Consider the following 11,969-nt stretch of genomic DNA (forward strand, 5'->3'; position numbering starts at 1 on the left):
GGCGGTCTTTGTCGGCCGGACCCGGCTGATTGATAATGTTCTGGTTCATCCTTAGTGGTCCTGTTCGTAAATATGGTAACGTACCGAGAGGGTCGTAGGGCGGTCTCATCAAGGCGCGCGACTGAGGTGTACCCCTGTGGTACGCCGCAAGGAGCGGAACGCTGAAGAGACCGCCCTACGGCACTCGAATGCGACCGTATTTACGAATAGGGCCACTTAGAATCAGAGGATCCTTACTCCCATCTCAGAAAGCATCTCGGTGAGCTTCATCATGGGAAGACCAACCACGTTGGTATAGCAGCCTTGGATCCTTCGTACCAAGAGCATCCCCTTCCCCTGGATTCCGTAGGCGCCGGCCTTGTCCATGGGTTCACCGGTCGAGATGTAAGCCGAGATCTCCCGGTCGGTCATCTCTTTGAAGAAGACCCGCGTGGTCTCTTGGCCGGTCATCATCTTGCCGCTTTCTGCTTCGATCAGGACCAGCGCCGTGATGACCTCATGGGACCTTCCGGAAAGTCTGCGCAGCATTTGGAATGCATCTTCCGGATCCTTGGGCTTGCCGAGAATCTCCCCGTCCAAGACAACGATGGTATCCGCTCCGATGACGATCCCGGACGTAAGCCGGGAAGCCACGTCAGCCGCCTTTTCCCCGGCCAGGGTCCGTGCAACCTCAAGAGGCGATAAGCCGTCTTGATGCTCTTCCTCAACGGAGCTGGGAATCACCTCAAAACGCAGTCCCACCTCTGCGAGCAGATCTCGACGACGCGGAGACGCGGAAGCCAGGATCAGTCTTTTCATCAGTATCCTTTAATTGACAAACCAATAAATTTTCTTTCCCATTCACACACCGAGCTCTCAGAATAATAAAAGTGCGACATCAAATCAATGGATTTTCTTTTTTTTATTTTATGGGATGAATCTCATGGGGAAATATGTTATCTTTTCTTCAACGCATGATCCATATTACGGGTTGGCGCATGGGTCTTCAATCCTGCTCCATACCCTTTTTACAGGGACTATAAATTCATGCCTTTAATCAACGAAAAAAGGTTGGACGAACATATCCGTTCCGTGAAGGAACCGTATGAAAAGAGTTTAGAACGTTTGGTGGAAATCCCTACAGTCAGTTCCGACCCGGCATGCAAGCAAAATATCCGGAAGGCCGCGGTTTTGACGGCGGGAATCCTGAAATCGTTCGGCATTCATGCGGAAGTTTTATGGACACCCGGCCATCCTGTGGTGATCGGGACCATGGGTACGAATAAAAAACATCGGACGGTTCTTATTTATAACCATCTGGACGTGCAGCCTGCGGATCCATCGCAGTGGGACCAGGACCCATTCAAATTGACGATCCATGCCGGCCGATACGGCGGACGGGGCACGACCGACGACAAAGGCCCGGCCTTAACCGCCCTTTTTGCTGCAGCATACGCTCTGAAACAAGGGGTTCCCCTGAATTTCCGTTTTGTCTGGGAATTTGAAGAGGAGATCGGAAGCCCGAATTTTGAAAAAGCCATCCGATCAAGGAAAACCCTTCTCCAGGCCCATTCGATCATGGTTTCAGATACCGTCTGGGTCTTACGAAACAAACCCGCCATCCCATACGGCATCCGGGGACTCCTGACCGCAAGCCTTTTTCTTGAAACCGGCAGCCGGGATGTTCATTCAGGATTGGCCGGAGGCGCGGCCAGGAACCCCATCGGAGAGCTTTGCAGGCTGATCACAGCGTGTTATGATCCTGTGACGGGCCGAGTGAAGATCCCCGGATTTTATGACGACATGCTGCCTCCAGGCAAGAAAGAACGGCGAAACTTCGAGGGGGTCGGCTTCAGGATTTCCGGCTTCAAGAAGGCGCATGGATTAAAGAAGATCCGTTTTGAGAAGACCGCACAGGTTCTAAACGCCATCTGGTTGAGGCCGACCTTCGAGGTTCACGGCATTGCAGGCGGATACACCGGGAAAGGGATCAAGACCGTGATCCCTCAAAAGGCAGAGGCCAAAATCAGCATGAGGCTGGTCCCGGGACAAGACCCGGGAAAAATCTTCTCTCAGTTTCGAGCTTTCGTAAAGGGTGAGAATCCTGACATCCATGTCCGTCCTGAAGCCTTTCTCGATCCCTATCTTTCCCCCGCAGATGGAGAGCACCTTCAAGCGGCTTCTGATGCCATGCAATTCGGATTTCAGAAAAAACCCGCCTTGATCCGGGAAGGAGGATCCATCGGGGCCGTGGTGAACCTAAATAAAATTTTTAAAATCCCTGTTATTTTCTTAGGACTCTCTCTCCCGGAACACGGGTATCATGCGCCTAATGAATATTTTGAATGGACTCAGGTCACGGGAGGGATGCGAACCTTTGCACACTACTTTGAACGGATCAGCCGGATTATTTAGCTGAGGGATCCGGATCCTGAAAGAACCGGTTTATCCCTTCTCTCTTTTTTGCTCTTGAACCTTGAGCCGGATCAGTTTGATATAGTCCATCACCCCGGCGATTTCCCGGTCCGGAAGATCCTCAATGATCTGAATGAGTTCTTCTTTCTTCCGGCTGAGTCTCGTATAACCGGGGATGCTCTCATGAAGCGAGCCGGGGAGGGGTTGCGCGCCTTCTCTCAAATCAGCGAGTCTTCGGTAATCCTCTTCATCCAGATACCCGGTCAATGTGTACAGGTAGGTGTAGTCCAATTTTAACGGCAAGGCCAGCTTTCTTAGGACCTGCGGGGTTGGGCGTTTTCTTTTCTTGTGGATGATCAGGGAGATCTCGGCTCGGGTCACGCCTGACAGGATCTCAAGTTTACGGAGTGACATCTTCGGACTGCGTCGTATGGCCTCCTTGATGATATCTCCCAGATTTTTCATCGAGCAATTTTTTCCATTAAAATTCATTGATTTGATTTAAAAATTAAGGCTCTTCTCCCATGTAGTGGGTAAAAAGGGTTCGAGGATTCCAGGGTTCAAGGGTTCAAGTGAACCCCGTTAGAGAGACGAGCTCTCTAACGGGGTGAAATACTGAAACGCAAGCAAAATCTCCAGAGAAAAACACCGGCACCCTTAACCCCTAGTGTCGCGTCAACCTTGCAGTGCCTTTTGGTGTCACCCCCTCATCCTAACCTTCTCCCCATAGGGGAGAAGGGTTGTTTGAACGTCCTTCCCTTGGGGAGAGGACTGAGGTGAGAGGGAAAATGGGATACGTCATTTTACACGTGACACGACACGAGGACCCTCGGCCTTTTATGTTTTAGCACTTCACTTGACCCCTGGAATCCTTGACCCCTTGACCCCTTATGTTTTCACCCACTCTTTTGGAGATGATCCAAAATTAATATAACATTAAAGAAACTCACGGAATATGAAAACCCCAATAGATGAACAATAAATGGTTGACAATATAACTCCATAAAAGTATAATTGGATATATATTGTTAACCATCGTCAGGCCGTGATTTTCCCGCATAATCCATTAGATACATCCTGACTTATCGGAACATTTTGAATGATCTTGAGCGTTGAATCAAGAAAGGAGAGCAGGTGAAAGATGATGGAATGCCGTGACTGCGTGTTTCACAATCTGAACTGTTCAGGAGAAGAGGCGGTTTTCATTCTTGAGGTCTTAATACGAATCCGGCCTGACATCGAATCATACTGTGCGCTTTTTGATTCTGTCAGAATCGAGGCGTACCGCCAGTTGCAGGAATACCTCAGCGCACAGTCTCATGGGCCTGAAGATTGAGAAGAAATTTCCAAGGCGGATATTTGAAAAACAAAGTCTGAATAAAGATCATTCATTGAGGCTGCGGTATGCATTCACCTCTCGGTTTTTGGTTGATATTGAATGATTATCTCGACGGCACAAAATCACAAAAAAGGCGCTCCCTTTCGAGGCTTGTGGAGGCGGTTTCAAAGATTCCTTCCGCCGCCTCGATGCTCATGGATATACTAAGACCCCTTTCTGAGGATCATATCTCGGAACTCCTGCTCTCGATCGCCCAAAGGCTGGACCTTGAGATCCACAAAGTGACATGGGATCGGGAAGATTTTCAAAACGTGATGATCAATACGATCCGGTTCTACTCATCTGCGAATCAACTCGTAAAAGCGCTGCGGGAAAAAAGAGACCCTCCGAATCTTCACAGGCCTGCCCGATCCGCCGAATCCCCTGATCTTAACGGACTCTGGTCCAGAGAAAAGATCCGCGAGGCGCTGATCCAAATCTATCTGGAGAAAAAATGCAGCCGCAAGGCCGCGGCTGAGTCTCTCCTGACAACGTCTGCAGATCTGCGTCTCAGGATCTTCCCGCGCTTTGGGATCATTGAGAAAGCGCTGCAAAGGAGATGGATCGAGGATGCCGTGCTCGAATGTCCGGAAAAAATCGGAGAGGCGGCAGAGAGGCTCGGCATGAGCAGCCAAACCTTGAGAAAGAAGCTTAAGAAATACGGAATCCAAAGGCCCTTGCCGCCTAAAAAGATCCTGCATAAATTGGTGGACCGGCTCCCTGTTGTCCAGTGGTTCGAGGAGATGCATCACGGCACCGCTGAAACCACGGCAAAAGATTACAAATTTCGAAAATATTGTCTTCTCTTTTTCGGCTGCGTGGACAGGCTTTTTAACAAGGAATTTCGAACGGAAGAAGAGAAAAAATATATCCTGCGGTCATTGAGGCAATCCGCGAGCAGGAACCGGCGCCGAATTCATATTCTCTACGATCAGCTTTTTGCCAGGCCGATCCCTTTCGATATCACAAAGGCTACGCGATACAAGTTCTGTAAAAGCATTCTCTATGAGATTTTTAAGTCACGATCTTCCGATGGAATGTTTGTGGATATCCTGCCGTCAGGAGATCCAAAGATGGATGAGATGATCTTATCACTTATGGTCTGGGCCCTGCGTCACTGGACCGAAAAGCCTATAAATTGGAAGGACTACCGCCGATGCGTCAGAACCGGACATCCTGTGCCGGATGTCCAAGAGAACCCTTCTCCTCTGCCGCGTCTTGCCTGAACGTATCCGGTTCGACCGGCTCACAGCCCTGAACTTGCCGAAGGGGCCGGTTTCTCTTAACGGCCCTATTTTTCAATACGGCGGCATTCAATCGCCATACACCTTATGGACGAACAGGACCCATTAGAAGGATTTACTTCTTCCGGTTTCTTCTCTTTGACGCCAGGGTCACCATATCGGATTTATTCCGATCCATTTTGGCCCTTTTCTTGGCTGTTTTAATCTTTCTCTTACGGGTCTTGGATGCCAACTCACCCTCCATCAGGTTTCAATCCCCTATCCATGTAGAATCCGAAAAGTTTTAAATTCTCCGGTATAGGGTTCTTCAGACATGTCAACATGGTTCACTTCGGCATAAGGAGGACCCTTCCGACACCATTTTGTAAACTCATAAAGGGTCTCTCCATCCCCTTCAGCCAGGACCTCCACGCTCCCATCGGCAAGATTCCTGACCCATCCTGTCAGGCTGCATCGAACGGCTTCCTCTTGTGTGCCGGCCCGGAAAAAGACTCCTTGAACCCTGCCATGAATAAGCAATCTTACTCGTTGTTTTTTTGCAGAAGCCATGATCATTTAAAAAAAGATCCTCGGAACTATTTCTTATTCTCAGTCTCAATCTTTTTTTCTTTCTCCGGGGTCACATCGATTTCATCTTCGCCTTTGGTGGCTTTTTTAAAATTCTTGATCCCTTTTCCTATGCTGGTCCCGATCTCAGGAAGCTTCCCTGCGCCGAAAAGAACCAATACGATGACAAGGATGATCAAGAGCTCCATCCATCCCAATCCGAACATATGTCGCTCCTTGGAGGCTGCTGCCCTCTTTAATGGGTTTCGGAAAACTCCAATTTCAGGGCCTGGTACTCGTCCGGTGTATTGATATTCCGAATTGAACGAAGTTCAGGGTCAAATCGGACCATCTCCTTTTCCGCAATATACCTCACATGAAGGGAACTCACCAACTCGTGCAGGCTCCGTCTCCCCTGCCTCAGATGCCGCTCCATGGCGGACAGGCAATCCTTTTTATAAACGGCATGCAACGGATGGATCCGGGATCCTGGCCCCCTTTTCTCATCATGGATGACCGGTATAACCGCATCATATCCATGGGCCAGATTCATCATATATTGAACCAAATCTCTTCGTATCAGGGGCATATCGCATGCCGCACAAAAATTTATTTCATCTTTGGCAGCCGCAACTCCTGTAAAAATTCCTGTGAGAGGCCCCCGCTCAGGCAGAAAATCCACCACCGTTCGTACAGGGAAGCCGGAATAAAGATCGGGTTCTCTGGTGACAATCATCAGTTCATTAAAGAGAGGAGCCAACGCCTCTATGACGGCCCATATGAACATTCTCCCCTTGCATGTCAGGAAGGCCTTGTTCCAGCCCATCCTTCTGTTTTCACCTCCGGAAAGAATGATGCCCGCCAAATGTTTTCTCCATCGTCAGAAACAGCCCTGCATGGGCGTTACTTCATCTCCCTCACCTTAAGAAGCGACGTGACTCCCTTCACTCCGCTCACACCCCTGGCAATGGTCATGGCCCTGTCGATCTCATCCTGGGAACGGACATAGCCGGAAAGGGTAACCTCCCCGAGGTTGGTATCCACATCGATATTCAAGGCGCGTATATATGGATCCTGCAAGAGTCTTGTCTTGATGGATGCAGTAATCAAGGAATCATCGAACGCCTCCGGTATGGTTTTCTGATCCGTCCCCATCTTATAACCTGCCGTAGCCGCGCCTCCGATTAAGAGGGCTTCGCAACCCATGGTGAGAAAGGAGATCAGTAAAATCAAGGCGGTCATATTTCTAAGTTTTACACGCATGCTCTCTCTCCCAAATCAGCAGGTTATATTGCAAACAGCACCCTTGCCGGTTCTGTGAAAGATAGCAATTTTCTTTATAATTGTCAATGCCATTTCAATGCTGCAGCGCCTCATCTCTTGACACCTCTTTCTCCCTCTGTTATTCTGAATCCGCTTTTTGAGGAGAAATATGAATCCCCTTGGGTTCGGCGTCATATTCGCGCTTCTTTCCGTGACCATCCCTTCTTATTCTGCCACGATCAACTGGGGTCCCTGGTCGGAAAATAAAGAAGCCCCTGTTATCGGAGAGGGATCGCCCTGTGATGAAAAAACAGAACCGGACGCCTGGAATCCTTTCGTTCGCTTCCTGGGCGGGGCTGTTCACGTTTTCCAGCAGTACATTTCTCCGGTTGACGGAGACCGGTGTTCCATGGCCCCGACGTGCTCACATTACAGTATCCAGGCCCTGCAAAAGCATGGAGCTTCCCTGGGGTTCATGATGAGTGCGGACCGGATCGTGCATGAATATGAAGAACAGCGGTTTGTCCCTGTTCTCCGGGATGGCATGAGATCCCGGTTTTACGATCCGATCGAGAATAATGATTTCTGGTTTGCCGAAGCGGTCCGTCACGACCCTCCTGAATCGCGCCGAACCGGGGAGTAGGTGATGGAACCGAAAACCCGTAAGTTCGTTTTTTCAGTCATCTTGATTCTTATCAGTTTTTATACGGTCCTCTCCGCCCATGCCGATCCTTCCGGTTCTCTCGAAGCAGACCGCCTCATCGCTTTTGCAGGGAGTCTCATGGAAGAAAAGGATTATTACCGGGCCATTACCGAATACAAACGGTTCTTGTCTTATTACCCGGATGATGAACGGGCCTCTCTATGCCTTCTAAATATCGCCATCGCCTATGAAAGCGGAGGAAAGACCGATCTGGCTGTGGAACAGTTTCAGCGGATTTATAAAAATTATCCTGGAACCCCCGTATCAGAAAGGGCTTACTATGAAATCGGGATTGCCTACTACACGGACGGACGATACGAAGATGCGGACAGGGCCTTTTCGGATTTTATAAAAAACTATCCGGACTCCACCCGCATGGATCCGGCGCGCCTATACCTGGGGTGGTCTCTCATTTACCTTGAGAAGCTTGATCGCGCCGCCGGTGTTTTTTCCGGCGTCAGCGAAAAGAGCCCCCAATATCCCGCTGCCCAAGCCTTATCCAAAGAGATGGCATCCGGCATGGCCCCTCCGGTCAAGTCTCCTCTTCTTGCAGGAATATTCTCCGCCGTCCTCCCCGGGGCCGGCCAGATCTATACGGGACGATGGACTGAAGGAATGACGTCATTCGTCCTGAACGGATCTTTTATCTGGGCCGCTTTTGAGCTCTTTGACCGGGGGAGCGAAGCAGCCGGAACGATTCTCGGATTTTTTGAGACCGGATGGTACACCGGAGGGATCTTCGGCGCCGTAAATGACGCACACAAATTCAACCGGAAGGCAAGGATGGATTTCATTCAGAATCTAAAAACCCGATTTCCATTGCTTGCTGTAAAAGAAGGCGCAGGCTTTTAAAAAGAAGCGGGTTCCCGGCCTCGGGTCTCTGTGATCAAGAGCGCCGGAATGGGATCATGCCGTGGCCTCGACAAAACCGCCGGCCGGAAGGCCGGACTTTTCGAGGACCGGGACCATGGGATAAAGTTCTTCCCTGCGGGTGACATAATCCCACTTTTGCGGATGGTCAAGAATCTGCTGGACCAGCCTGGCATTCAAGGCATGTCCGGACTTCACAGCATGGAAATGCCCGATGATCGGACATCCGACCAGGCTCAGATCTCCAATAGAATCGAGAATCTTATGACGGACAAACTCATCCGGATAACGAAGGCCTTCAGGATTCAAGATCCGATAGTCTCCGATCACGATGGCATTGTCAAGAGAACCACCCTTGGCGAATCCCATGGACTGAAGATATTCCACCTCTTTGAGGAAACCGAAGGTGCGGGCCCTGGCGATTTCACGAACAAAGGTATCTTCGCTTGCCCGGTAATAATAACGCTGTTTCTTCAGCATGGGGTGTTCAAAATCGATCTCATAGGTAATCTCCGTCAGATCCGAAGGATAGATCGCGGCAAAACGGTCTTCATCCTTGATCTCAATCGGCTCACGAATCTTAATGAATTTCTGCAAATGGCTTTGCCTTCGGATTCCGGCGGATGTCAAAAGATAAATATAGGATGCCGCGCTGCCATCCATGATGGGAACTTCCGAGGAGTCGAGTTGAATCACGGCATTGTCAATCCCGAGGCCGGCAAAGGCAGCCAAAAGATGTTCGGCCGTCTTGATCTGGATACGGTTTTTACCCAGCGTGGTATTCAGACGGGTATCCACGACATTCTTGGCGAGCGCCTGGATCTCCACCTCATCACGAATGTCGGTTCGTTTAAAAACAATGCCGGTATTTGCGTGAGCGGGAAGGATCTTGATCTGGACTTTCCGGCCGGAATGAAGACCCATACCGGAACATTCAATGGGTGAGGCGATGGTTCTCTGATATTTCAATCTCTTTCTCCTTTTAAAGACAAGTATGCATTTAAGTTTATAAATACTTGCAAGTTCTGTACCAAACAAGGCCTTAGGGGTTGATAATTTTTTTTACGAATAAAAACAATCGGTTATAAATCTTCTCAGGGCAATTGCCCTTACATAAAATTCGGGGTGATGTGGTAATTAAAACTCAATATCTTAAAAATACTGTGTCTTTTTTTGCACATACCTGAAACAAATCATGATGATGACAACACAGGTAGCGCTGACAAGCTGTCAGGATTACGAAGAAGCGGCCGTTGAAACATCCGTCCGGAACCTTCTTGATCTTTTGGGCGGGATCGGCGCTTTTGTGCATCCCGGAGATTCGGTGCTGATCAAGCCTAACCTTCTGGCTCCAAAACCGAGCGGGTCGGCCGTGAACACCCATCCGGCTGTGGTACGGGCCGTCTTAAAACAAGTCTTAAAGGCCGGAGGCCGGCCGGTCATCGGGGATAGTCCGGGGCTGGGAAGCGCGAAAAAAAATGCCGTACGTTGCGGAATAGACAAGATCGCCCGGGATCTTGAAGTTCCAATTATAGAGTTTAGAAAATCGGTCCTGGTGGGAAAGGCCGGTAAAAGTGGTTTCCCTCTTGAACTGGCGGAAGAGGCCCTGAACGCGAATGTCATCATCAATCTTCCCAAACTCAAAACCCACGGGCAGGTCCTGATGACTCTCGGTGTCAAAAACATGTTTGGATGCGTCATCGGGATACGAAAGGCCCAATGGCATTTAAAGGCGGGGGTCAACCGGGATGCGTTCGCAAAGATGCTCGTAGAAATCTATACCACCCTTTCCCCAGCGCTCACCTTGATGGATGGAATCGTAGGGATGGAGGGAAACGGTCCTGGAAGCGGCACTCCGAGGCCGATCGGCCTCTTGGCGGCTTCTGCCGATGCTGTCGCCCTTGATGCCGTCATCATGCATCTGATGGGAATGGATCCTCTCCGCCTCCCGACCCTCCGTTCTGCAAAAAAATTGGGCGTGGGCGAGGTTTCTCTCAACCGAATTGAGATCCTCGGAGAAAAGGCCGGAAAGATCGGCATACGGGATTTTAAATGGCCTGAATCGGCGGATCTGGAATGGAGGATCCCGGATTTTGTGATGAAGATGCTGAAGAGCAGCCTGAGCGCCTACCCGGAATCCGATCCCACTCTCTGCAAACAATGCGAGGTCTGTGTCAAGGCCTGCCCTCAGCAGGTCATCAAGATAGAAGGGGATCACCTGAGAATTGATACCCGACGCTGTATCCGATGCTTCTGCTGCCAGGAACTATGCCCGCATGGAGCCATGAAGACCCGTCAAGGATGGCTGTTGAAACGGATCAAAAAAAGATCCTTGTAAGTCTCGTTTGAGTCTTCCGGGTACTAAGTGGTCCTGTCCGTAAATATGGCAACGTACCGACTTGTACTCGGTTTACCGGTAGAGGGTTGTAGGGCGGTCTCATCCCCGCGCGGGACTGAGGTGTACCCACTGTGGTACGCCGCAAGGAGCGGAACGCAGATGAGGCCGCCCTACGGCACTCGAATGCGACCGTATTTACGAATAGGGCCGCTAAGCAGCCGTTGCGATCCGTGCCGAAGAAAGGATCAAGGAGATAAAGCGTCCTCTTGAGGACGCTAAAAAACGCATGCAATCAAATTTTATTTGACAATAACCACAATAAAGTTTATATTCCAAACTTGAGATTTTAACCCCATTTAACTACATCAAGGAGGAAAAGATATGCCGACTGCTGATAAGACACTGGACTGCAAAGGGTTAAATTGTCCTTTACCCGTTCTTCAAACCAAGAAGGCCATGGATGCCATGAACAGCGGCCAAATCCTGGAAATGTTGTCCACAGATCCCGGATCCAAAAACGATATCACCGCCTGGGCCAAAAGAACGGGAAATGCCTTGGTCGAGACGGTTGAGGAAAGCGGCGTTTTCAAATTCTATTTAAAGAAGTCATAAGCAAGATTCTCCCAGAGGTGTTTACTGAACCCCGTTCCACCAGACCCCCCGGCCTCGCTCCGCAAACCGGGTCGGGGAGGAGCGAGATGAACGGCAACAGGGTTCGCTGATCCTTCACACTGAGGACCCGGCAAAGCGTTATGATCCTCCTTCACTGATAAAGCTCCTGCAAGCGCCGGGAGGATGTCCTATCGCCTCGTTTTGGGAGCCGATATGAAAGAGCAGACAAAGCTCTTGATTATTCAGACCAGCGGTCTTAAAACACCTGAACGAATACCGGCAGGTTTTTTTATCGCAACCACCGCTGCGGCCATGAACATGGATGCGACCATTGTTTTTACGGTCAATGGGGCGACCATTGTTGAAAAAAAAGCCGCGGAGAAAATCACGGTCAAGGAGGGAGGGACCACGCTGAAATCATTTCTGGATCAGGCCATCGCGGCCGGCGTCAAATTAATGGTCTGCCATCAGAGTCTGGATCTCCATGACCTTGAACCGGACAACCTGATTGACGAGGTAGAGGAAATCATCGGAGCCGCCGCTCTTCTTGATATGACCCTGGAAGCGGATATTATCTTGACCTTTTAATAGCACACATCGGTTTTGCATGCCCTCTTATAC

General features: G+C 50.0%; 15 protein-coding genes. 8 read left to right on the plus strand and 7 right to left on the minus strand.

Annotated elements, in window-relative coordinates:
* Positions 1–222 precede the first annotated feature (222 nt).
* The gene (locus tag AUK29_07795; GenBank protein OIP62713.1) at positions 223–798 is read right to left on the minus strand and encodes a septum formation protein Maf; all 576 of its coding nucleotides are present in this window, start codon (positions 796–798) and stop codon (positions 223–225) included.
* 228 nt (positions 799–1,026) lie between these two features.
* Here AUK29_07795 and AUK29_07800 point away from each other — a divergent pair, with 228 nt between their 5' ends.
* Positions 1,027–2,394 carry a peptidase gene (locus AUK29_07800; protein OIP62714.1) on the plus strand — a complete coding sequence of 456 codons (1,368 nt, stop codon included), beginning with the start codon at positions 1,027–1,029 and terminating at the stop codon, positions 2,392–2,394.
* Between the two features lie 30 nt (positions 2,395–2,424).
* Here the strand turns inward: AUK29_07800 and AUK29_07805 are convergent, their stop codons facing one another.
* The gene (locus AUK29_07805) at positions 2,425–2,859 is read right to left on the minus strand and encodes a hypothetical protein (protein OIP62715.1); all 435 of its coding nucleotides are present in this window, start codon (positions 2,857–2,859) and stop codon (positions 2,425–2,427) included.
* A gap of 676 nt (positions 2,860–3,535) precedes the next feature.
* On the opposite strand from AUK29_07805, the gene AUK29_07810 reads away from it, so the two are divergent.
* Both AUK29_07810 and AUK29_07815 read left to right on the plus strand, forming a co-directional pair.
* The gene (locus AUK29_07810; protein ID OIP62716.1) at positions 3,536–3,730 is read left to right on the plus strand and encodes a hypothetical protein; all 195 of its coding nucleotides are present in this window, start codon (positions 3,536–3,538) and stop codon (positions 3,728–3,730) included.
* A 92-nt stretch (positions 3,731–3,822) separates the two neighbouring features.
* Entirely contained in the window at positions 3,823–4,998 is a 1,176-nt protein-coding gene (locus tag AUK29_07815; protein OIP62717.1) for a hypothetical protein, read from the plus strand.
* A 276-nt stretch (positions 4,999–5,274) separates the two neighbouring features.
* On the opposite strand, the gene AUK29_07820 is transcribed toward AUK29_07815, so the two are convergent.
* Genes AUK29_07820 through AUK29_07835 form a run of 4 tightly spaced genes read right to left on the minus strand, consistent with a single transcriptional unit; the run spans position 5,275 to position 6,768 of the window.
* Entirely contained in the window at positions 5,275–5,565 is a 291-nt protein-coding gene (locus AUK29_07820) for a hypothetical protein (GenBank protein ID OIP62742.1), read from the minus strand.
* A gap of 26 nt (positions 5,566–5,591) precedes the next feature.
* Positions 5,592–5,789, minus strand: coding sequence for a Sec-independent protein translocase TatA (locus AUK29_07825; protein ID OIP62718.1), 198 nt, complete (start codon positions 5,787–5,789; stop codon positions 5,592–5,594).
* A 29-nt stretch (positions 5,790–5,818) separates the two neighbouring features.
* Positions 5,819–6,427: a hypothetical protein gene (locus AUK29_07830; protein ID OIP62719.1), complete on the minus strand. Its 609-nt coding sequence runs from the start codon at positions 6,425–6,427 to the stop codon at positions 5,819–5,821.
* Positions 6,428–6,465: 38 nt separating this feature from the next.
* Positions 6,466–6,768: a hypothetical protein gene (locus AUK29_07835; protein OIP62743.1), complete on the minus strand. Its 303-nt coding sequence runs from the start codon at positions 6,766–6,768 to the stop codon at positions 6,466–6,468.
* Between the two features lie 226 nt (positions 6,769–6,994).
* Here AUK29_07835 and AUK29_07840 point away from each other — a divergent pair, with 226 nt between their 5' ends.
* Together AUK29_07840 and AUK29_07845 are read left to right on the plus strand one after the other, a co-directional pair.
* Positions 6,995–7,468, plus strand: a complete 474-nt coding sequence (locus tag AUK29_07840; protein ID OIP62720.1) for a hypothetical protein — start codon at positions 6,995–6,997, stop codon at positions 7,466–7,468.
* A 3-nt stretch (positions 7,469–7,471) separates the two neighbouring features.
* Positions 7,472–8,380 carry a hypothetical protein gene (locus tag AUK29_07845; GenBank protein OIP62721.1) on the plus strand — a complete coding sequence of 303 codons (909 nt, stop codon included), beginning with the start codon at positions 7,472–7,474 and terminating at the stop codon, positions 8,378–8,380.
* Between the two features lie 54 nt (positions 8,381–8,434).
* On the opposite strand, the gene AUK29_07850 is transcribed toward AUK29_07845, so the two are convergent.
* On the minus strand, positions 8,435–9,322 hold the full coding sequence (locus tag AUK29_07850) for a UDP-3-O-[3-hydroxymyristoyl] N-acetylglucosamine deacetylase (protein OIP62744.1): 888 nt from the start codon (positions 9,320–9,322) through the stop codon (positions 8,435–8,437).
* Between the two features lie 277 nt (positions 9,323–9,599).
* On the opposite strand from AUK29_07850, the gene AUK29_07855 reads away from it, so the two are divergent.
* The 3 genes from AUK29_07855 (at position 9,600) to AUK29_07865 (ending at position 11,936) form a co-directional block, all read left to right on the plus strand.
* Positions 9,600–10,736, plus strand: a complete 1,137-nt coding sequence (locus AUK29_07855) for a hypothetical protein (GenBank protein OIP62745.1) — start codon at positions 9,600–9,602, stop codon at positions 10,734–10,736.
* Between the two features lie 381 nt (positions 10,737–11,117).
* The gene (locus tag AUK29_07860) at positions 11,118–11,348 is read left to right on the plus strand and encodes a response regulator SirA (protein OIP62722.1); all 231 of its coding nucleotides are present in this window, start codon (positions 11,118–11,120) and stop codon (positions 11,346–11,348) included.
* Between the two features lie 213 nt (positions 11,349–11,561).
* The gene (locus AUK29_07865; GenBank protein ID OIP62746.1) at positions 11,562–11,936 is read left to right on the plus strand and encodes a hypothetical protein; all 375 of its coding nucleotides are present in this window, start codon (positions 11,562–11,564) and stop codon (positions 11,934–11,936) included.
* Positions 11,937–11,969 lie beyond the last annotated feature (33 nt).

Source organism: Nitrospirae bacterium CG2_30_53_67 (assembly GCA_001873285.1).
In the GTDB taxonomy this organism is placed as follows: domain Bacteria; phylum CG2-30-53-67; class CG2-30-53-67; order CG2-30-53-67; family CG2-30-53-67; genus CG2-30-53-67.